The sequence below is a fragment of the Simplicispira sp. GW247-4R2A genome (assembly GCF_059424465.1).
This window is the reverse complement of the sequence record NZ_JBWKZM010000002.1, coordinates 85,668-105,225: the sequence shown is the minus strand read 5'-3', so window position 1 is coordinate 105,225 and position 19,558 is coordinate 85,668. Positions and strand designations below refer to the sequence as shown.

The following is a 19,558-nucleotide window of genomic DNA, read 5'->3' as shown; positions in this document are numbered from 1 at the left end:
CCTTCGTCTGACAGGCACTGCGCCGCATCCGGTGTGAAATGAAGGCTCCGGCGCGCAACCGCACCCCCCCACCGGGCCCCATTCCCCACGGAGCACGACCATGAAACGCCTCAGCCCACAACGCTTCGCTCCCAAGCATTCGCTCGTAGCATTCGTGGTGGCGGTGGCCCTCGCCCTGGTCGCCTCTCTGACGCAACTGCTGCCCGACATCACCGCCCAGTCGGCAGACGCCATGTCCAACCTGCCCGACGGGTTGGGCTGGGCGATGCCAGACGCCGGCACCAAATAAGCCTGTCCATCCACGCCTAATCAACGCGGGGCTCCTGGGCTACGATGGCCGCACGGCGGCGAAGGCGTACGACCTCGTCCACCTGACCGGCACGCTCGGCAAGCCCTATCTGCACTCCCAGCCAGGCCAGCAAAGGCCGACGCCAACCTTGGTGAGATGCCGTCTCCACCGCCAGTTGCACCACTTGTGGCGATGCGGCCCCGCGCACGAAGGCCGCACCTGCAGCCACCATGCGCGCCAGGGGCTCTTGCTGCGCCGCAATAGCGGCAGCGACCTGCTGGGGCGCCGCAGCCGCCGCCGCGCGCTGCGCCTTGGGCAGCCGCGCCACATCCGCCGGGCCTGCCTGGCCCGAAAGGTAGCGCGCGTACGCTTGCTCATCGGGCGTGGCATCGACTGCCAAAGCCTGAAACGCAGTGCAAGGCCCTGTCACCAGGCTCGCAACCTGCGCCGCACAGCGCAACAGCTCCAGGCGCGCCAATTGGGCCGCATCGCCCGTACGCGATACCTCACTGCGGGCACGCGCGAACTCAGCGCGCTCAACGCGTTGATTGCCTTCGAGGTACGCCTGCACGCCGCGTTCGGCGGCGCCATGGGCATTCAGTTGCCAATCCGGCGTAGGCGGCTTCGAGCTGCACGCGGCGAGCGCCGACAGCAGGCCAGCAGCGGCAGCGCGAATCCACGGTCTGGCCAACGGCACGCACTTCATGGCAGCACCATCTCTTTCTCGCGCGCAAAGGGCCAGCGCCGGTTGATGTCATTGACCAGGCTGTCGACCTTGCGCAGGCTCGCCTCGACGTCGGCGCGCAGCGCCCCCAGGTCGGTCGTGCCCTCACGCACGTTCGCGCCCACGGCCTGGGCCTCCACCAGCACCGCGTCCACCTTGGTCAGGCTGGTGCGTGCATCGGCCAGGAGCTTGCGCAATTCGACCACCGTGGCGCGCGCCTCGGGCATCACGCCCTCTTTGCCAAAAACCTGCTCATCGGCGTGGGCCGCCATGCGGTCGATGCGGGCGAGCAAAGCGTTGGTGCGGTCCAGCGTTTGCACAATTTTCTTGGCGTCGGCGTCGCCCCCCATCAGCACGCTCAGTGCCCCGCCTGGGCCTTGCAGGCGCTCGGTCAGAGTGCGCACATTCCCGAGGCTCGCGCCCAACGCTGCATCGGGGTCGGTCATGGCGGTCAGGTTGCTGAGCAACTCGCGGGCCGACGCCATCAGTTGCGGAATTTCCGCCGTCGCGTCGCCACGCAGGACAGGGCGCTCAGCGCCATCCTGCAGCGGCGGGTCGTTCATGATGCCGGTGTAGGCGCGAATGCCGGTGCCACCCACGATGCCACGCACCAGGGTGAAGACACTGGACTGGCGCAGCCAGTGGGCATCCTTTTGGGGGACGTCGATGAGAATGCGCGCGCTGCCGTCAGAGGCCAGCTCAATACGGCGCACGCGGCCGATAGGGAAGCCCGAGAAGGTCATGTCCATCCCGACCACCACGCCTTCAGAGTCGTCGGCCTTCAGTACCAGGCGCTGCGTGGGCTCAAATGCGCCGCGCGCATAGAGCAGGTACAGCGCCGACCCCACCACCAGCAGCAGCGTGAAGACCAGCAAGGCAAAGGCCTTCAGGCGCAAATGCGCCACCGGGCGAATCAGCTCGTCCTGGTGCAATGCGGCATCTAGTGGCGGGGGTGGGTTCTCAGAGGTCATGCAATACGAAAAATCAATAGTAGTTGCCGACCAGCGACACCAGCTCGATCAACAGCAGCACGGCAAACATGCGCGCCAGCCCTCCGAGCTCGGAACGGCGTTCGCTGGCGCCCAGGTCGTACATACCGGCGGTCATAGGGATCACGGCAATCGCCAGGCTGAAAAACACCGTCTTGAGCACAAACACCAGGGTCACTTCCGGTGAAAACACATGGCCGAACATGCGGGTGAAACTGACCAGTCCAGCCGTACCCAAGCCAAAGACGCTGAAATAGGCCATGGCAAGCGCCACCACACAGGAGAGCGCCGCCAGCGTCACGCTGGCAAAACCGGCAGCGACCACGCGCGGCAGAAGCTCCATGCGCACCGGGTCGGCACCGGTGCGCTCAAGCGCCACCAGTCGCCCACTGCGGCGCAGTTGCGCAAGCTGCGCGCCGCTTGGGATGGCGCAGCGCATGGCAACGAACATGGCCGCGGTGAGCGGAATGAGTTCGAGCACCAGCACGCGAATCACCATCTCCAGGGCATAGCGCGAGAGCCCGTAGCTCAGCGCGGTGACGACCACAATCCGGGTGATGATCAGGCTCAGCAGCGCAGCGAGCGCGGTGAACCCCAGCAGAATGGGCAGGGTGTCCAGGTACATGCGCCGCGCCAACAGGTGCCGGCCCGCCCGGCCATAGCTGGACGGAGAAAGTACCAGGACCAGCACCACCGCACCCAGGTAGACAATGCGCCACCAAGCCAGCGCCCAGCCCCAGATCAGCTGCGCAAGGCGCTCGGGCAGGGCATGAACAGGTTGGGGCAACCACATGCCCGCATGATAGCGGTGTCCGGAGAAAAATACGTAAAATTCGGCTCTAGCGCTTATTCATATTGCGCCAGCAGCTACAGATAATGTAGCAAATCGTTCACCCTCATCCTGCTCCCTGGGTTTTCCATGGCAGTAGCGCCCTCCATGACCGGCACTCCCTCGCCTCCTCCAGCGTCCCCTGAAGTGGTCCCACACAGCCTCTTGGAGGATGCCATCGCCATTGCCACGGGGGTGCTCCTGATTTCTGTCGGTATCGCCTTCTTCACCAGCGCCGGACTGCTGACCGGCGGCACCGCAGGGCTTGCGTTTTTGCTGCACTACGCTGCCGGCTGGGGCTTCGGCAAGGTGTTCTTCGTGCTGAACCTGCCGTTCTACTGGCTGGCGCTGCGCAAGTTCGGCAAGCGGTTTACCGCCAAGACCTTTGCCGCCGTAGCGCTGCTCTCGCTGCTGACCGAGCTGCAACCACAATTTCTGAAGTTTTCCTACCTGCAGCCGCTGTATGCGGCGCTTGCGGGGGGCCTCATCACCGGCACGGGTTTTCTGGTGCTGTTTCGCCACCGCTGCAGCCTGGGCGGGGTCGGCATTCTGGCGCTGTACCTGCAGGATCGCCATGGCTGGCGCGCCGGGAAAATCCAGATGGGACTCGACTGCACCATCGTGTTGCTGGCCCTGTGGAGTGTGGAGCCGACGCGCGTGGCGCTGTCGGTGGTGGGCGCGGTGGCACTGAACCTGGTGCTGGCCATGAACCACCGGCCTGGCCGCTACATGGTGGTGTAGCGGCTTCGGCCTTGGTTCAGACGCGCCACTTTTCCAATAGTTTTTCTGGATTCAGGCTGTCGTAGGTCTCGAACGGCTGGTGAATCCAGGGGTTGGTGGGCAGGAATTCCACCGAATAATCGGCCTTGAAGGTCGATACGCCCTTGGTCCAGATCACGGCGCTGCGCAGCTCGGTGATCGGGCTGTAATTGGTCTTGAGCATGTCGATCACGGCATGCAGCGTGTGACCAGTGTCCGCCAAATCGTCCACCAGCAGCACCCGGCCCGCAATTTCTCCCTTGGGGGTGGTGATGAAGCGCGCAATATCCAGATGCCCCTGCACCGTGCCTGCCTCGGCGCGGTAGGAACTGGTGGACATGATGGCCAGGGGTTTGTCGAAAATCCGGCTCAGAATGTCGCCCGGGCGCAGCCCCCCGCGCGCGAGGCACAGGATGGTGTCGAACTGCCAGCCGGACTGGTGCACGCGCAGCGCCAGTTTTTCGATGAGGTTGTGGTACTCGTCGTAACTGACGTAGAGGTGCTTGCCGTCTTCGGTCAACATGGGTTTGCTCCTGATAAAATAGCAGCTAAATGAAGCCGGTGTTGCGAAAATCGACGTTTCAGCTTGGAAGAAACGGGTGCTGCATCATGATGGTATGGTCCCGGTCCGGACTGGTGGAAATCATCGCCACCGGCACGCCCGTCACCTGCTCTATGCGCTGCAGGTACAGACGCGCGGCGGGTGGCAGGTCTTCATAGCGCGTTACGCCCACGGTCGACTGCGTCCAGCCCTCCATCACTTCGTACACCGGCGTGCACCGCGAAATATCGTCAGCGCCCATGGGCAGGATGTCCACATGCGCGCCATCGAGTTCGTAGCCGGTGCACAGCTTGAGTTCAGATAGGCCGTCCAGCACGTCCAGCTTGGTGATGCACAGGCCGGTCAGGCCATTGACCTGCGCACTGCGCTTGAGCAGCGCGCCATCAAACCATCCGCAGCGGCGGCTGCGGCCGGTCACCACGCCTTTTTCAGCCCCCACCGTGGACATGTGGTAGCCCGGTGTGCCTGGCTTTTCCCACTCGAGTTCGGTCGGGAACGGCCCTCCTCCAACACGTGTGCAATAGGCCTTGGTAATGCCAAGGATGTAGTGCAGCATGCCAGGCCCCACTCCTGAGCCGGCTGCGGCATTGCCCGCAACGCAGTTGCTCGACGTCACGTACGGGTAGGTGCCGTGATCGATGTCAAGCAAGGTGCCTTGGGCACCTTCAAACAGCAGGTTCGCGCCCGCCTGATGGGCATCATTGAGCTCGCGCGACACGTCGGCCATCATCGGCTTGAGCTGCTCGGCATCTTCCATGGCCTGGTTATAGACAGCATCGAAATCAACAGCCGGGGCGTTCAGGAAGGTGGTCAGGATGTGGTTGTGCAACTCCAGCAAGACACGCAGCTTGGCGGCAAAACGCTCGGGGTGCTTGAGGTCCTGCACCCGCAGGGCGCGCCTGGCGATCTTGTCTTCATAGGCCGGACCGATACCCTTGCCGGTGGTGCCAATTTTCTCGCTGCCGGCGCTCTCACGGACAGTTTCCCGCGCAGCATCCAGTGCTGCGTGGAACGGCAAAATCAGCGGACAGGCCTCGCTGACGCGCAAGCGCGAACGCACCTCGACACCCATGGCTTCGAGGCGGGCAATTTCTTTGAACAACTGCTCCGTCGACAACACCACGCCGTTGCCGATATAGCACTTGATGCCGGGGCGCATGATGCCGCTGGGAATCAGGTTCAGCGCCGTCTTGACGCCATTGATGACCAGCGTATGGCCTGCGTTGTGCCCACCCTGGAAGCGGACCACGCCCTGCGCGCTCTCGGTCAGCCAATCCACCAGTTTGCCCTTACCTTCGTCACCCCACTGGGTTCCCACGACAACGACGTTCCGCCCTTTGGTACTGTTCATCTCAGATCCGGTTCAAAAATCACACAAGACGTCAGAGCGCAAGCGCCACCCATTCGCCACCAACGCTCACCAGCTCCCTGTCACAAAGAAACTCGTCCACTTCACTTTCTTGGCCGGGCAACACGCACACCACGGTTTCACCTGCTTGGCGCAATGCCGCAATAGCTGCGCGCACGTCTGCCGCATCGGCCCAGGGCGCGCGAATCGCGCCGCGCAGGCCGCGCGCAGGAACAATGCCAACAAGCTGTTTGAGGTCCAGGCCAAAACCCACCGCAGGGCGCCTGCGACCGAACGCGGCGCCCACGGCGTCGTAGCGCCCGCCCTTGGCGACAGCATCGCTCGCACCATGGGCATAGACAGCAAAATGCGCGCCACTGTAATAGGCATAGCCGCGCAAGTCCGCAAGGTCAAAACTCAGCCGTGCACCGGCCACACGGTTGGCAAGCCATTTCAGATCATCGAGCGCCACGCCAATCGCCGCAGTGGCAGGCAGCACACGGCGCGCCTCGTCGAGCACAGCACCATCACCATAGAGCTGCGGCAGCGCGCGCAAGCCCTCGCGGGAGGCCGCCGGGAAGTCCCGGGACAAGGACGCGAGTTCGCTCGCATCTTTCGCCGCCAAGGCGGCATAGACAGCCCTCTGGCCGCTCTCATCGAGCTGCACGGGTTCGAGCAAACTGCGAACAATGCGAATGTCGGCCATGTCCACGCAGGCGGTGCGCACCTGCGCTACCTCAAGACAAGCCAGCGCCAGCTCCAGCGTTTCCAGATCGGCTTCGCGGCCTGCATGGCCATAGGTTTCGGCGCCGAACTGCAGTGGCTCACGCGAAACATGCGGGCGATCAGGCCAAGTACGCAACACCGGGCCGCAGTAGCACAAACGTGTGACGCCGCGGCGGTTAAGCAGTTGGGCATCGATACGCGCCGCCTGCTGGGTAGTGTCGGCGCGCAACCCCAGCATGCGACCCGACATCTGGTCCACCAGCTTGAAGGTCTGCAGATCAAGCGCTTCGCCAGTCCCCGTCAGCAGGGAGTCGAGATGCTCCAGCAAGGGTGGCATGATGAGCTCATAGCCATATCCTCGCGCGGTGTCGAGCAGGCTGCGCCGCAGTTCTTCGATGTGCCGGGCCTCGGAAGGCAGCACATCGGCAATGTGATCCGGAAGGACCCAAGCAGACATGTAAAGAAGGGAAAGCAGAGAAAGGGTTGATTCTACCGGCTGCACCGCAACCGACAGGCCACCAGCGGCACGGCGCAGTGCAATGGCCCCGCGCCACGGGCACGAGCGCCGTGCCCGCAGTGCAGTCGTTTACTTGCGCGCGCCGCCTACCGTGCCTGGAGCATCTGGCGTTGGAGAGCGCAGCATGCGGAAGAAGTCCGAGGACGCCGGGTCTATCACCACTACATCGCTTTTCTTGTTCATGGTGGCCTTGTAGGCATCCAGGCTGCGGTAGAACTTGGCAAATTGCGGGTCACGGCCAAAGGCATCCGCATAGATTTTGGCAGCCGCTGAATCGCCTTCGCCCTTGACCTTCTGCGCATCGCGGTACGCATTGGCAATGGTGATTTCGCGCTGGCGGTCTGCATCGGCGCGGATCTTCTCGCCCTCGGCCGCCCCTGTCGAACGCAGCTCATTGGCAACGCGCTTGCGCTCGGCCTCCATACGGCGGTACACGGACTCGGTGATCGCCTCGACATAGTCAATCCGCGTGATGCGCACATCCACCACGTCGACGCCCCACGGCTTGGCACCGCCCACCGCCTCCAGGACTTCGCGCTTAACGTCCGCCATCAAGTCTTCTCGCTTGAGCGAAAGCAGCTCCTTGACGGTGCGTTTGTTCACTTCCTCCTGAAGGGAGTTGCGCACCACCCGGGTAAGTTGCATAGCGCCCGCGTTTTCATCCAAGCCAACGTTGCGAATGTATTGCGAAGGTTCGCTAATGCGCCAGCGCACATACCAATCGAGCACCACGCGCTGCTTTTCTGCCGTGAGCATGGGATCTGAGTCGGTACTGTCAAGCGTCAGCAGACGCTTGTCGATGTACGAGACGTTCTGGAACGGTGGCGGAAGCTTGAAATTGAGCCCCGGTTCCGTAATCACTTCCTTGATCTGCCCCAAGGCGTACAGCACGCCGAATTGGCGTTGATCGACAACAAAAATCATAGAGCTGAGCAAGGCCAGCGCCACGAGGATGGAAGTTGCAATAAAACCGACCCTATTCACTCTACTCTCCTAGCGCGATTCGCGCTCACGCGAACGATTCACATCGCGTACGCGGGAATCACTGGGGATGTTGGAAGCGCCCGCTGACAGCGGCGTGGTGCTTGTCGTGTTGGCTGCTGGTGCCTCTGGCACCACCGCGGCAGCGCTGGCACCCGTGCCCGCCAAAATTTTGTCCAGCGGCAAATACAGCAGATTGGAGCCGCTACGCGAATCCACCAACACCTTGGTAACATTGCTGTACACCTGCTGCATGGCATCAATGTACATGCGGTCACGGGTGACCTGGGGCGCCTTTTCGTATTCCGCCAGCACTGCCTGGAACCGTTGCGCGTCACCCTGTGCCTGGGCCACGACACGCGCCTTGTACGCGTCGGCTTCTTCCTTGAGACGGGAAGCAGTGCCCACGGCCCGCGGAATCACGTCGTTGGCATAGGCCTGTGCTTCGTTCTTGGCGCGCTCGCGCTCCTGGCCCGCCTTGAGCACATCATCAAACGCTGCCTGGACCTGCTCAGGTGGGCGTACGCCTCCTTGCTGCAAATTGATGGCCAGGACTTCCACCCCCACTTTGTAGCGGTCGAGCATGGTCTGCATCAGCGTGCGTACACGCGGAGCGATCTGGTCGCGTTCGTCGGCAAGCGCCGAATCCATGCGCATCTTGCCCACCACTTCGCGCACGGCCGTCTCTGCAGCCTGCACCACCGCTTCGCCCGGATTGCGGCTCTCGAACAACCAAGCTCGTGCGTCACTCAGGCGGTACTGCACGGCAAATTTGATTTCAACGATGTTCTCGTCTTCCGTCAGCATAGCGGATTCACGCAGACCAGTGGATTTGATGATGCTGTCACGACCAACGTCTACCGAACGAATTTGGGTGACAAAAACCAACTCATGGCGCTGAATCGGGTAAGGCAGCCGCCAATTGAAACCCGCGCCGACAGTGGACTTGTACTTTCCAAATTGCGTGATAACCGCCTGCTGGCCTTCCTGCACGATAAAGAAGCCCGTTCCCAACCAGATCAGCACCACAATGCCGGCAATCAGACCAATCCCGACACCAGCGTTTTTCATGTCGGGTTGAAAGCTTCCGCCGCCAGGGCCCTTGTTGCCGCCCCCTTTGCCGCCAAACAGACCGCCAAGCCGCCTGTTGAAATCGCGCCAGAGCTCGTCCAGATCGGGCGGCTGGCCACCCGCCTTCGGATCGCGCGCGCGCGGGTCAGGGCGCTGCTCGGAAGCAGGCTCACCCTTTGCTCCTTCGTCCCCTCTGCCCCATCGGGGGTCATTGAGGTTGAAAACGCCAAGAAGACGCAAATACCAGGGCGCCGCGCGCCGCGGCGAAGAAGACGAATTCATGCGCAAAATTCTCGGTTTCTGTGAATTTGGTGATAGGTATGAAAACTGGGACTGAAAACGGAAAAATCAATTGTCTTCTGGAACGGTACTGGAAGAAGCTGTGGCCGCCAATACGATCTCGCTGATTTTCGCTCGCAACGGTGCAATACCAACCGATTTCAATGCACTGACAAATACGCGAGGCACTACACGCCCGCCAAGATCGTAGCTGTCCACCAGATCACCAGGTTGCTGCGCTGGGGGAATTTCATCGAGTTTGTTGAACACCAGCAGTTGCGGAATGTCCTGGGCGCCGATTTCAAGCAATACTTTTTGCACCTGCGCAATTTGCTCGGGAAAACCGGCGTGCGAGGCATCCACTACGTGCAGCAACAGATCGGCTTGGACCGCCTCCTGCAGCGTCGCTTCAAATGCCTCGATCAGGCCATGCGGCAGGTCGCGGATAAAACCCACGGTGTCAGACAAGGACACCGTAGTTCCGATATCGGCCAGATAAAGTTGCCTTGTGGTGGTATCCAGCGTGGCGAACAACTGGTCTGCCGCGTAGGCACGCGCTTTGACCAGGGTATTGAACAAGGTGGACTTGCCCGCATTGGTGTAGCCGACAAGCGAAATATTGAAAACATCGGCCCGCGAGCGGTGGCGCCGCTGGGTGGTGCGGTGGCGCTTGACCTTGACCAGCCGCTCCTTGGTGCGCTTGATCGCCTCGCCTATCATCCGGCGATCGAGTTCTATCTGCTTTTCCCCTGGGCCACCCCGCACGCCGGCACCGCCCGTCTGTCGCTCCAGATGCGACCAGCGCCGCACAAGCCGGGTGCTCAAATACTTGAGCCGAGCCAACTCAACTTGCAGCTTCCCCTCGTGGCTTCGTGCGCGTTGCGCAAAAATTCCGAGAATAAGCAATGTGCGGTCATTGACCGGCAGTTCCAAGACACGCTCAAGATTGCGCTGCTGCGCTGGACTGAGGGACTGATCGAAAAGCACCTCTTGCGCTCCATGCATCTGGGCCAGAAGACGCAACTCTTCTGCCTTGCCGGAGCCAATAAACAATGCGGCATCGGGAGCACTGCGCTTGCACGTGATACGCGCAACAGGGTCGAAGCCAGCCGTCTGCGCCAAAAGACCCAGCTCCGCGAGATCAGCATCGAAATCGGGCAAACCGAGGTCTACCCCGACCAAGAGCACCGGGGTGGCAGACGAAGACGAAATTGCGGGAGAACTCAACGGCGCGCGCTTGCCACATGCGCCAGCGGTCGCGCAAAGGCACCAAGAAAAATCATCGCACGTCGCCTGGCTCGTTCTCGCTCTCTACCGATTCCGCAGTAGTAAAGCTCACGGGTCTGCCGGGGACGATCGTCGAAATCGCATGCTTGTAGACCATTTGCGTCACAGTATTGCGAAGCAGCACCACATACTGGTCAAACGACTCAATCTGGCCCTGAAGCTTGATTCCGTTGACAAGGTAAATGGACACCGGGACATGCTCGCGCCGCAAGGCGTTGAGGAAGGGGTCCTGAAGAAGCTGACCTTTGTTGCTCACGATATTCTCCGTGTTCAAGTTTGTTGTTGTAGACGATCTACCTTACCACACTAGCGCCCTGTTGCCAGATGACTTGGCGGTCGTCATGCGAGCCGATGGGGCTTGGTTGCTGCAACGCTGCTCGGAGCCCACAGCAGCGCCACATCACAAGAAATCACGCCAAGGCTTGCCCCCACGGTTCACGCTTCCCCCTTGTCAACGTAGGGGTTGTGAGACGTTTTCATCTCTATTCGAAGCGGCGTGCCTACGAGATCGAACTCCTTGCGAAAACGCGCTTCCAGGAACCGCTTGTAGGCATCCGTGACATGCTCCAGCGAGTTGCCATGCACCACAATCACAGGAGGGTTCATGCCCCCTTGGTGCGCATAGCGCAGCTTGGGGCGAAACATACCTGCTCGCTTGGGGCTTTGGAACTGTACCGCCTCAAGCAACAAGCGCGTGAGAACCGGCGTACTCATCTTGCAAGTGGCCGACTTGTGCGCTTGCGTCAATGCAGCCCACAGTGGCCCCAGACCCTGCCGCTTTTTCGCAGAAATGAAATGCAGGGAGGCAAATTTGAGGAAAGCCAGCCGACTTTCAATAGAGCGCTCAAGCAACTGGCGCTGGTAGTCGTCCACCGCGTCCCACTTGTTGACCGCGAGGACGACGGCACGGCCGCGCTCCAGGATATAGCCCGCAATGTGAGCATCCTGATCAGTCACACCCTGCGTCGCATCGAGGAGGAGCAGCACAACGTTCGCCGAATCAATGGCCTGCAAGGTCTTGACCACCGAAAATTTCTCGATCGCTTCGAACACCTTGCCTTTTTTCCGCAAACCCGCAGTATCAATCAGCTCAAAACGCTGGCCATTGCGCTCAAAAGGCACAGCAATCGCATCCCGGGTAGTGCCAGGCAGGTCAAAAGCGACGAGGCGCTCTTCGCCCAGCCAGGTATTAATAAGCGTCGACTTTCCTGCATTGGGGCGTCCGGCCACCGCGAGACGAATCACCGATTTATTGTCCGCGGACAGGGGCGATTCTTCCGGCTCGGGAAGCATCCCAAGAGCCAAATCAACCAAACTACGGACACCCTGGCCGTGTGCGGCCGAAACAGCATGTACCTGACCCAGGCCCAACTCATAGAACTCGGACAGCTGAATGCCTTCGAGCATCCCCTCTGCCTTGTTGGCCACCAGCACGCAGTGCTTGCCCAAGCGGCGCAGGTAATTGGCAATATCATGGTCCTGAGCCGATACGCCCGCGCGCGCATCCACCACAAATATGACCACATCGGCCTCAGCCACTGCCTGGCGAGTTTGCTTCGCCATTTCGCTGTAGATGCCGGCTGACGCCTCGGGCTCAAACCCCCCGGTATCGATCACGATAAATTCACGCGAACCTTGCTTGCCGTGACCGTAGTGCCGATCACGCGTAAGGCCAGCAAAATCGGCGACGATAGCGTCACGCGACTTGGTCAACCGATTGAAAAGGGTCGATTTCCCAACATTGGGCCTACCGACAAGCGCGATAACTGGGTTCATGGTGCGCAAACAGCCTCAGTTGGGCCTAAAGCCGAACACGCCACCCGCACGCGTTACAACGACAAGGGTGTCATTCGATACGACAGGAGCGATCTCAATAGGCGAGCCATCGGTCGCCATGCGGTTCAAAGGACTTGCATCATCACGCGACAAAAAATGCACGGTTCCAGAATCGTCACCGACGACGACCGATCTGCCAAGCAGCAAGGGAGCGGAAAGCCGCCGATAGCGCAGGCGCTCGCTCGCCCAAATGCGCCTGCCATCTTGGCGGCTCCAAGCCACCAGATTTCCGTTGCTTTCAGCGCCCACAACAGTGGTCGCATCACCAGAAATTCCATCCCCTCCATTGGATTTCTGCACCCATTCAACACGCCCACCGGCTAGGTCCGCGCAAGCCACGCTTGCTTGAAATGCGCGGGCGCACAAATTGGCCTTCACCCTGCTTGCCGGGCCCACCAACTCCACCAGGCGCTCCACATCGTTGGTGCCGCGGGCGTTCGCTAACGGAGCATCCCAACGCACACTGCCGGTATCAGGATTAATGCCCACCAGCCTTCCGGAAATACCGGCTACCAATGTATCCCCGACTGCAAGCAAAACGCCGGCCTGCCGCAGCACCAATGGCGCTCCGGTACCCGGCAGAGTCCAAAGCGGAGCGCCATTCGCCGCGTCAAAGGCAGCGATGGACCGATCGGCTGCCATCACGAACACGCGCTCCCCCGCCACCAGGGGTGCAGTAAAAACCTGTGAAGCAAGCCGATGGCGCCAAACCTCTTTCCCAGACTGCAGCACAACCAGGTCGTTCTCGCGCGAGACGATCGCACTTGAGTGCCCGTCACTGCCTACGCCTGCTGCGATTCCATCAGCCACCTTGGTGCGCCAAATGTCAGCTCCTGTTTGCGTATTGAGACTCGCGACGGTTCCATCTGAAGAGGCAAGGGTGACCGCACCGCCATCGGCATGCACCTGCAGAGTCAGCCCTGCCGTGCTTCCAATACGCGCGACCCAAGCCTGCCGCACGCCAAGAACAGGAACATTTGGGCCAAGGTCCGCAGGCTTAGGATGCTCAGCGCCACCTTTCCACAACGAACAAGCAGAGAGCAACGAAACGCACATGAACGCAGCAGAAAACCTGACACTGCGGCCAAAACCAGGGAGCAAGGCAGTCATTTCACCGCATCCTTTGTATCTGCAACCGCAGGCAAATCGGGTCGCACACCTAAAGCATTGAGTTTCACTTCCACTAAGCGCCGATAGTCGGTGGCAGGCTCAAGTGTTTGGTAAGCGAGTGTGTATTGCGCAACCGCTTCGTCCCGCTTGCCCAACAGCTTGAGAGCATCCCCTTTTCGATCGGCCGCCACCGCCGCGAATTCTGGTGCGATGCCCGTCTTGAGCTGGGTAAGCGCCTCTTCGTTGGCTCCTTGCGCGATCAATACACTGGCAAGCCGCAAGCGTGCAACAGATTTGTACCCCTCATCGCTGCCATTCGAAGCCAGCCAAACCAGCGCCTCCTTTGCCGCATCCAGCTTGCCCGACTCTTCCTCTATTTTTGCCACCAAGAGCGCCGCCTGAGAAGCTTGGGTCGTACTGCCGTGTTGGCTGCGCATGTCGCCAAAAGCCTGTTCCAGGCGCTTCACATCTTTTTGCGCTGCGGCGGCTTCTATGGCATCGGCCAATGCACTGGCTTGGCTCGCCTGTCTTGTTTGCCAAAACTGGTACCCATTCCATCCTGCCAAGGCCAGAAGAATTGCGGTAAGTACACCCGAAATAAGGGTGCCCCAAGATGCCCAGAAATGCTTGAGCTGGTCCAGTTGTTCTTGTTCTTCGAGATCTAGATGATTTGCCATGGGGTGTAGTCAAGATGTTGCAGGAGGAAGCAGGTGTTCCGCCCATAGGGTAGCGTCCGCCAAGCGCTCTTCCCGTTGCGCGCCTTCGCCGTCGCGTAGCGATTTAACAAGGCACGTGCCACGTGCAAACTCGTCGGCGCCAAAAATAATTGCACTGTATGCGCCGCTTGCATCTGCCCGGCGCAACTGAGATTTCATGCTGCCCATGCCTTCTGAAGCGCCGGAGGGGCTGTGCATCTGCACCCGAACGCCGCTCCCTCGCAACTGCTCAAGCACCACCGATGCGGCGGGAATCATATGCGCATCGGGTACCACGGCATATGCATGTGGCTCGCGCCGACCCAAGCCGAGCACTTGCTGTTCATTAAGAAGTTCGAAGACCCGCTCCACCCCCATGGCCCAGCCGACTGCAGGCGCGGGTTTGCCACCGATCTCTTCAATGAGATAGTCGTACCTGCCGCCACCACATATGGTCCCTTGGGAGCCCAGTTCGCTCGTAACAAACTCAAAAACAGTGCGATTGTAATAATCTAACCCCCGTACCAAGCGAGGATTGAAAGACCAATCTACGCCATTGGCATCCAGAATTTTTGTCACCAAGTCGAAATGCCTTAGCGATTCATCGTCCACATAATCGCGCAGGCGCGGCGCACCGTCAATGATGGATTGCATCAAAGGATTTTTGCTATCCAAGATTCGCAGAGGATTGCTGTGCAGGCGCCTTTTTGCGTCTTCATCTAAAGCGGTCGCATATTCTTCAAAATAGGCAATAAGTGCTGCACGGTGAGCTGCACGTTCGGGAGGCTGCCCTAGCGTATTGAGCTCCAAACGAATATTTTTTAGCCCAAGCTCTTTCCAAAGAGCATTTGCCAGCAAGATAAGTTCGGCATCGATTTCAGCACCAGAAAATCCAAGTGCTTCCGCTCCAATCTGATGAAATTGGCGGTATCGCCCGCGCTGCGGTCGCTCATGTCTAAACATAGGCCCCATGTAATACAACCGTTTACCGCCATCGTGCAGCAGGGAGTTTTCAACAACCGCACGCACCACGCCAGCCGTATTTTCTGGTCGCAATGTCAAGTATTCGCCATTTAAACGATCTTCGAACGAATACATTTCCTTCTCTACGATATCCGTTACTTCACCGAGCCCTCGGACAAAAAGCGCTGTATGCTCCACGATAGGCGTTCGGATATTTCGGTATGCATAGCGCGCCATCAGATCACGTACTTTTTCCTCAAGCCATTCCCAGCCCGCCGAAGTCGGAGGAAGAATGTCATTCATCCCTTTTACCGAAGTTATTTTTTCTTTTCTTGGCTGTAGCATTTTTATATCAAATTTTTCACAATACGAAAGAGCTCGTAAATTCTAGAGGTTGCTTGCTCTTCCAAAGCGTTCTTCAATATATGTTTCAACAAGCACACGAAACTGCGAAACGATATCGTCTCCGCGCAAAGTCATCCGTTTTTCGCCATCTATATACACAGGTGCTGCTGGAGCTTCACCTGTGCCCGGTAAGCTGATTCCAATATCGGCGTGCTTGCTTTCCCCGGGCCCGTTGACAATACAGCCCATGACCGCCACTTTGAGCGACTCCACCCCAGGAAACGACTTCTTCCACTCCGGCATGCGTGCACGCAAAAAATCGTCAATGTCTTTTGCAAGCTCCTGAAAAGTGGTGCTTGTGGTCCGACCGCAGCCTGGACAAGCTGTTACGCTGGGGACAAAGCGTCGCAATTCGAGTGCCTGAAGAATTTCTGAAGCCACCACCACCTCCTGATTGCGGCTCTCACCAGGTTGCGGAGTAAGTGACACCCGAATTGTGTCTCCAATCCCTTCTTGAAGCAAAATAGAAAGCGCCGAGGCAGAAGCCACTGTCCCTTTGGTACCCATGCCTGCCTCCGTCAAACCAAGATGCAAAGCATAGTTGCATCGGTTAGACAATTCCCGGTAAACAGCGACCAGATCCTGCACTCCGCTGACCTTGCAGGAGAGAATAATTTGCTCGCCTGCAAGACCCATTTGCTCAGCTCGCTGGGCGGATTCGACGGCAGAGGAAATTAACGCCTCATACATCACCTGCCGCACATTCCACGGAGTCGGGCGCCGGCTGTTTTCATCCATCAAATCAGCAAGCAACTCTTGGTCCAAACTCCCCCAATTCACACCGATCCGCACCGCCTTGTCCCACCGTGCCGCAGCCTCAATCATCATACCGAACTGACGATCCCGTTTTTCGCCTTTCCCCACGTTTCCCGGGTTAATACGGTATTTTGATAACGCTTTGGCACATGCAGGATAGTCTGTCAGTAAGGTGTGCCCATTAAAATGAAAATCTCCTATTAATGGTACATGAACACCCATGCGATCGAGCTGCTCCCGAATATAAGGAACGGCTAAAGCAGCTTCGGGCGTATTGACCGTAATACGCACAAGCTCAGACCCTGCCAAGGCCAACTCCTTGACCTGAATTGCTGTTTCCACTGCATTGACAGTATCGGTATTGGTCATCGACTGGATACGCACCGGTGCATTCCCGCCTACCGTCACCACCTGACCATTGCAATCAATACGTACCTGGCGAGTAAGTTTTCTCACTGGATCAGAAAATGAAATGGGTTGCTTGTCGGGCATCTGCTGAATCACGGTTTGATCTCAAACCTTGCCACATTTTCCCGTGCCAAGGACGCAATATCGAACTTCTCCCCCGTCACACTTACCTCTGTCGCGTCAGCACGCCCTACGACCACGCTCAATCGGCCCGGCTGATTAACAGAGGCGGTTTCTCCGGCGCGCAATATGCGCTCAAGAAGAATTCCGCCCTGCGCGTCTTTCACCTGAACCCAGGTTTCGCCACGTGCCGTCATCATCAGCCGTGGCGTGTTCGCGGCGACCAGATGGTCAGACTCGGATGCGAGTGTGGTGGAAATCGGTTTCATTGCTGAAGTCGCTGGCTCCACGGGCGCCACCGATGCGGTGGCTTTCGGGGTAGCCGCTGCGGCTTCTTGCGGCTTGCTGGCTACATCAGTGCCCACGGGTGGCGGCAATGTGTTGACCACTGCAACTGGCTGTGGGTTGGGGGCATTTGTAAAGTCCAGTCGGAGCCATGAACTCGGCATCCATGCAAGAACTCCTGCCCCTAACAAGAGGACGATGACCAACAACCCAAGTGGCCGGGAAACCCGCGCCAATGCGCTCCTCGACCCCGAGCGCTCCGAGCCATCTCGAAAAACCGCATTGACGCCAGCATGATTGGCAGGCAAGAACTGTACGGCGGTCTGTGGCAGCAACGCAAGCACAGGAGCAGGGTCCATTTTCAATGTCCGGCAAACACTGCTCGCCAACGCACGGGCAAAAACAGCATCTGGCAAAACCTCTAAATCATCTCGCTCAAGCGCCTCAATCTTGCTGACCGGAACTTTGAGAGAAAACGCAATTGACTCGATATGAATACCCGCTGACAGCCTGGCCTGGCGCAGCAATTGCCCTGCGGAAGAAGCTGAAGTGTCACCACCAACACTCTCCGCCGACTCGTCCCACTCGCCCTTACTCATCAAAAGCGCTCCGTTGGAAGTCAGCGAGCTGGCGTGAATCAGGAAAACGGCGACGCAGTTGATCGCCAAGTTGGCGCATGGCTACCGAATCACCGAGGGCTCTTTCAATTTTGATACCCAGCCAAAGCGATTCTGCATTGGCAAGATTACTATTGTTAATCCGTCGAATATAAAATTGCGCGCTCTTATAATCTCCTCGCTGGAATTTCAATGCGCCAATGTTGTAGCCAATGACTGGGTTTCCCGTATCAAGTTCATATGCAACGAGGAGCGTTTTTTCAGCAAGTTCAGGATTACCCGCGCGTGCCTGGCACAGCCCCTGTGTCATGAGAGTTTTGCTTCTATCGCTGTATTTTGGATTTTCCAATACAGTCGTAAAAATCTGGTCTGCTTCAGTATATTTCTTTAGCTGGCACAAAAGCCAGGCACGGTTGTGCAGAATATCTGGATCACCGGGGCGCAATGCCAGCGCGCGCTGAAAACTATCATCGGCCTGCACGAGATCATTGAGCTGCATAAAGACAAGCCCCCGCACGTTGTACGCGTCGGGATAGCTGGGATCAATTGCAAGCGACTGTTTCACTTCATCCAAGGCCACCTTGGTCTGTCCAAGACCCAGATAGCTGACGGCCAGCTCCAGGCGAATGCGTGCGCGCCGTCGCACCTCGGGCTCATCTGACGATGTCAGATACTGCCCTTCCTGCGCTCCAGCAGTTGTTTTTCCGAGCCCGGCGCATCCGGTGAGCCCCACTCCAGCGCCCAAGAGCAAGCACAGCGCAAAAAGGGTTTCGACCCAAAATCCCCAACGCACAGAAGACTCAGTCAATGTCGGCCTCCTTAAAAGCGGATGTCGCCTTCTCCGCAAAATGAATGGGTGCAGTGCGACGCACTGCCATACGCTGTATGACACGCGTGCGATCCTTGACTTCCCCTGCAAGCTGTCCGCACGCCGCGTCGATGTCGTCCCCCCTCGTTTTCCTGACGGTGGTCACAATGCCTGCATCATTGAGCATCTGGGCAAACTCAGCGATCACACTTTGCCCTGAACGAACCAGTCCTGATGCGGGAAACGGGTTGAACGGAATCAAATTGAATTTGCACCACTGCCCGGCAGGTCCAGCATCGCGCACCAGTGCAATTAATTGCCGTGCGTGCTCAGGGCTATCGTTAACTCCATGGAGCATGCAGTATTCAAAAGTAATGAAATCTCGCGGAGCGTGCTCGAGATAACGTACACAGGCGCTCATCAATTCTTGCAGCGGGTATTTGCGGTTCAGCGGCACCAAGCTGTCACGCAACATATCGCTGGGAGCATGCAAGGAAACCGCAAGCGCAACAGGACAATCGACCGAAAGCCTATCCATGAACGGCACGACCCCTGAGGTGGATACGGTGACCCGGCGACGCGAAAGCCCGTAGGCATGGTCATCAAGCATTGTGCGCAAAGCGGGCACCAATGCTCCGTAATTTTGCAAGGGCTCGCCCATGCCCATCATCACCACGTTGGAGATGACCCGATCAGCGCAACCCAGCGTACGGCGCAGGGTGTGTTCGGCAAACCAGAGTTGCCCGATGATTTCACCTGCTGTCAGATTTCGGCTGAAACCCTGGTGACCGGTGGAGCAAAACCTGCAGCCCACGGCGCAGCCGGCTTGCGAGGAGACACACAAGGTACCCCGCCCGTCTTCCGGAATAAATACCGCCTCAATTGCGTTACCGCCTCCCACGTTGAAAAGCCATTTCACCGTACCATCGGTCGAGCGATGTTCACTGGCAATGGGAGGGGCCTCAACATAGGCATGCAGCACAAGTTTTTCGCGAAAAACCTTGGCAATATCGGTCATCTTGCCGAAATCGGTTTCTCCCTGCTGATGAATCCAGCGAAACAACTGAGTGGCGCGAAAGCGCTTCTCCCCAAGGTCTTGACAAAAATCTGCCAGCCCTGCCAAGTCGTATTCGAGAAGATTCTTTTTCATGCCTATGTGCCCCAATTTTCAACAAACAAATGCTGCAAATCCGG

Annotated in this window: 20 protein-coding genes; 2 read left to right on the top strand and 18 right to left on the bottom strand. The window is 58.8% G+C overall.

Going from position 1 to position 19,558, the window contains the following annotated elements; genetic code table 11:
• The first annotated feature begins 100 nt into the window (after positions 1-100).
• Positions 101-289: a hypothetical protein gene (locus AC07ZH_RS02000; protein ID WP_495198333.1), complete on the top strand. Its 189-nt coding sequence runs from the start codon at positions 101-103 to the stop codon at positions 287-289.
• Between the two features lie 16 nt (positions 290-305).
• On the opposite strand, the gene AC07ZH_RS01995 is transcribed toward AC07ZH_RS02000, so the two are convergent.
• From AC07ZH_RS01995 to AC07ZH_RS01985, 3 genes are read right to left on the bottom strand one after another with little or no spacing between them, the layout of a single operon-like run.
• On the bottom strand, positions 306-995 hold the full coding sequence (locus AC07ZH_RS01995; protein WP_495198332.1) for a hypothetical protein: 690 nt from the start codon (positions 993-995) through the stop codon (positions 306-308).
• Positions 992-1,984: an MlaD family protein gene (locus tag AC07ZH_RS01990; protein ID WP_495198331.1), complete on the bottom strand. Its 993-nt coding sequence runs from the start codon at positions 1,982-1,984 to the stop codon at positions 992-994. The genes AC07ZH_RS01995 and AC07ZH_RS01990 overlap by 4 nt, the downstream gene beginning before the upstream one ends.
• A gap of 13 nt (positions 1,985-1,997) precedes the next feature.
• Positions 1,998-2,795: an MlaE family ABC transporter permease gene (locus tag AC07ZH_RS01985; protein WP_495198330.1), complete on the bottom strand. Its 798-nt coding sequence runs from the start codon at positions 2,793-2,795 to the stop codon at positions 1,998-2,000.
• 144 nt (positions 2,796-2,939) lie between these two features.
• On the opposite strand from AC07ZH_RS01985, the gene AC07ZH_RS01980 reads away from it, so the two are divergent.
• Entirely contained in the window at positions 2,940-3,572 is a 633-nt protein-coding gene (locus AC07ZH_RS01980) for a YitT family protein (protein ID WP_495198481.1), read from the top strand.
• 16 nt (positions 3,573-3,588) lie between these two features.
• Here the strand turns inward: AC07ZH_RS01980 and AC07ZH_RS01975 are convergent, their stop codons facing one another.
• From AC07ZH_RS01975 to rlmN, 15 genes are all read right to left on the bottom strand, one after another.
• Positions 3,589-4,113 carry a phosphoribosyltransferase gene (locus AC07ZH_RS01975; RefSeq protein ID WP_495198329.1) on the bottom strand — a complete coding sequence of 175 codons (525 nt, stop codon included), beginning with the start codon at positions 4,111-4,113 and terminating at the stop codon, positions 3,589-3,591.
• Between the two features lie 58 nt (positions 4,114-4,171).
• Positions 4,172-5,503: an adenylosuccinate synthase gene (locus tag AC07ZH_RS01970; RefSeq protein ID WP_495198328.1), complete on the bottom strand. Its 1,332-nt coding sequence runs from the start codon at positions 5,501-5,503 to the stop codon at positions 4,172-4,174.
• A 31-nt stretch (positions 5,504-5,534) separates the two neighbouring features.
• Positions 5,535-6,683 carry an ATP phosphoribosyltransferase regulatory subunit gene (locus tag AC07ZH_RS01965; protein ID WP_495198327.1) on the bottom strand — a complete coding sequence of 383 codons (1,149 nt, stop codon included), beginning with the start codon at positions 6,681-6,683 and terminating at the stop codon, positions 5,535-5,537.
• Between the two features lie 129 nt (positions 6,684-6,812).
• Positions 6,813-7,727 (bottom strand): protease modulator HflC, encoded by a 915-nt coding sequence (gene hflC / locus AC07ZH_RS01960; protein WP_495198326.1) that lies wholly within the window; start codon positions 7,725-7,727, stop codon positions 6,813-6,815.
• A gap of 9 nt (positions 7,728-7,736) precedes the next feature.
• A complete protein-coding gene (hflK, locus tag AC07ZH_RS01955) occupies positions 7,737-9,077 on the bottom strand; it encodes an FtsH protease activity modulator HflK (protein WP_119107963.1) in 1,341 nt (446 codons plus the stop codon).
• Positions 9,078-9,143: 66 nt separating this feature from the next.
• A complete protein-coding gene (hflX, locus tag AC07ZH_RS01950; RefSeq protein WP_495198325.1) occupies positions 9,144-10,301 on the bottom strand; it encodes a GTPase HflX in 1,158 nt (385 codons plus the stop codon).
• A 52-nt stretch (positions 10,302-10,353) separates the two neighbouring features.
• On the bottom strand, positions 10,354-10,617 hold the full coding sequence (hfq, locus tag AC07ZH_RS01945; RefSeq protein ID WP_119107965.1) for an RNA chaperone Hfq: 264 nt from the start codon (positions 10,615-10,617) through the stop codon (positions 10,354-10,356).
• 179 nt (positions 10,618-10,796) lie between these two features.
• Positions 10,797-12,137 (bottom strand): ribosome biogenesis GTPase Der, encoded by a 1,341-nt coding sequence (gene der / locus AC07ZH_RS01940; RefSeq protein ID WP_495198324.1) that lies wholly within the window; start codon positions 12,135-12,137, stop codon positions 10,797-10,799.
• Between the two features lie 15 nt (positions 12,138-12,152).
• Entirely contained in the window at positions 12,153-13,307 is a 1,155-nt protein-coding gene (gene bamB, locus AC07ZH_RS01935) for an outer membrane protein assembly factor BamB (protein ID WP_495198323.1), read from the bottom strand.
• Positions 13,304-13,984, bottom strand: coding sequence for a YfgM family protein (locus AC07ZH_RS01930; RefSeq protein WP_495198322.1), 681 nt, complete (start codon positions 13,982-13,984; stop codon positions 13,304-13,306). The genes bamB and AC07ZH_RS01930 overlap by 4 nt, the downstream gene beginning before the upstream one ends.
• A 9-nt stretch (positions 13,985-13,993) precedes the next feature.
• Positions 13,994-15,310, bottom strand: coding sequence for a histidine--tRNA ligase (gene hisS / locus AC07ZH_RS01925; protein WP_495198321.1), 1,317 nt, complete (start codon positions 15,308-15,310; stop codon positions 13,994-13,996).
• Between the two features lie 42 nt (positions 15,311-15,352).
• On the bottom strand, positions 15,353-16,618 hold the full coding sequence (gene ispG / locus AC07ZH_RS01920) for a flavodoxin-dependent (E)-4-hydroxy-3-methylbut-2-enyl-diphosphate synthase (RefSeq protein ID WP_495198480.1): 1,266 nt from the start codon (positions 16,616-16,618) through the stop codon (positions 15,353-15,355).
• An 8-nt stretch (positions 16,619-16,626) separates the two neighbouring features.
• On the bottom strand, positions 16,627-17,538 hold the full coding sequence (locus AC07ZH_RS01915; RefSeq protein WP_495198320.1) for a helix-turn-helix domain-containing protein: 912 nt from the start codon (positions 17,536-17,538) through the stop codon (positions 16,627-16,629).
• Positions 17,531-18,364, bottom strand: coding sequence for a type IV pilus biogenesis/stability protein PilW (gene pilW / locus AC07ZH_RS01910; protein WP_495198319.1), 834 nt, complete (start codon positions 18,362-18,364; stop codon positions 17,531-17,533). The genes AC07ZH_RS01915 and pilW overlap by 8 nt, the downstream gene beginning before the upstream one ends.
• The gene (gene rlmN / locus AC07ZH_RS01905; RefSeq protein ID WP_495198318.1) at positions 18,357-19,514 is read right to left on the bottom strand and encodes a dual-specificity RNA methyltransferase RlmN; all 1,158 of its coding nucleotides are present in this window, start codon (positions 19,512-19,514) and stop codon (positions 18,357-18,359) included. Before rlmN ends, pilW begins: the two co-directional genes overlap by 8 nt.
• Positions 19,515-19,558 lie beyond the last annotated feature (44 nt).

Bases quoted from the DNA above. Each gene is read 5' to 3' on its own strand.
- AC07ZH_RS02000 (WP_495198333.1), top strand. From the start codon at position 101: ATGAAACGCCTCAGCCCACAACGCTTCGCTCCCAAGCATTCGCTCGTA.
- AC07ZH_RS01995 (WP_495198332.1), bottom strand. From the start codon at position 995: ATGAAGTGCGTGCCGTTGGCCAGACCGTGGATTCGCGCTGCCGCTGCT.
- AC07ZH_RS01990 (WP_495198331.1), bottom strand. From the start codon at position 1,984: ATGACCTCTGAGAACCCACCCCCGCCACTAGATGCCGCATTGCACCAG.
- AC07ZH_RS01985 (WP_495198330.1), bottom strand. From the start codon at position 2,795: ATGTGGTTGCCCCAACCTGTTCATGCCCTGCCCGAGCGCCTTGCGCAG.
- AC07ZH_RS01980 (WP_495198481.1), top strand. From the start codon at position 2,940: ATGACCGGCACTCCCTCGCCTCCTCCAGCGTCCCCTGAAGTGGTCCCA.
- AC07ZH_RS01975 (WP_495198329.1), bottom strand. From the start codon at position 4,113: ATGTTGACCGAAGACGGCAAGCACCTCTACGTCAGTTACGACGAGTAC.
- AC07ZH_RS01970 (WP_495198328.1), bottom strand. From the start codon at position 5,503: ATGAACAGTACCAAAGGGCGGAACGTCGTTGTCGTGGGAACCCAGTGG.
- AC07ZH_RS01965 (WP_495198327.1), bottom strand. From the start codon at position 6,683: ATGTCTGCTTGGGTCCTTCCGGATCACATTGCCGATGTGCTGCCTTCC.
- hflK (WP_119107963.1), bottom strand. From the start codon at position 9,077: ATGAATTCGTCTTCTTCGCCGCGGCGCGCGGCGCCCTGGTATTTGCGT.
- der (WP_495198324.1), bottom strand. From the start codon at position 12,137: ATGAACCCAGTTATCGCGCTTGTCGGTAGGCCCAATGTTGGGAAATCG.
- bamB (WP_495198323.1), bottom strand. From the start codon at position 13,307: ATGACTGCCTTGCTCCCTGGTTTTGGCCGCAGTGTCAGGTTTTCTGCT.
- AC07ZH_RS01930 (WP_495198322.1), bottom strand. From the start codon at position 13,984: ATGGCAAATCATCTAGATCTCGAAGAACAAGAACAACTGGACCAGCTC.
- hisS (WP_495198321.1), bottom strand. From the start codon at position 15,310: ATGCTACAGCCAAGAAAAGAAAAAATAACTTCGGTAAAAGGGATGAAT.
- ispG (WP_495198480.1), bottom strand. From the start codon at position 16,618: ATGCCCGACAAGCAACCCATTTCATTTTCTGATCCAGTGAGAAAACTT.
- AC07ZH_RS01915 (WP_495198320.1), bottom strand. From the start codon at position 17,538: ATGAGTAAGGGCGAGTGGGACGAGTCGGCGGAGAGTGTTGGTGGTGAC.
- rlmN (WP_495198318.1), bottom strand. From the start codon at position 19,514: ATGAAAAAGAATCTTCTCGAATACGACTTGGCAGGGCTGGCAGATTTT.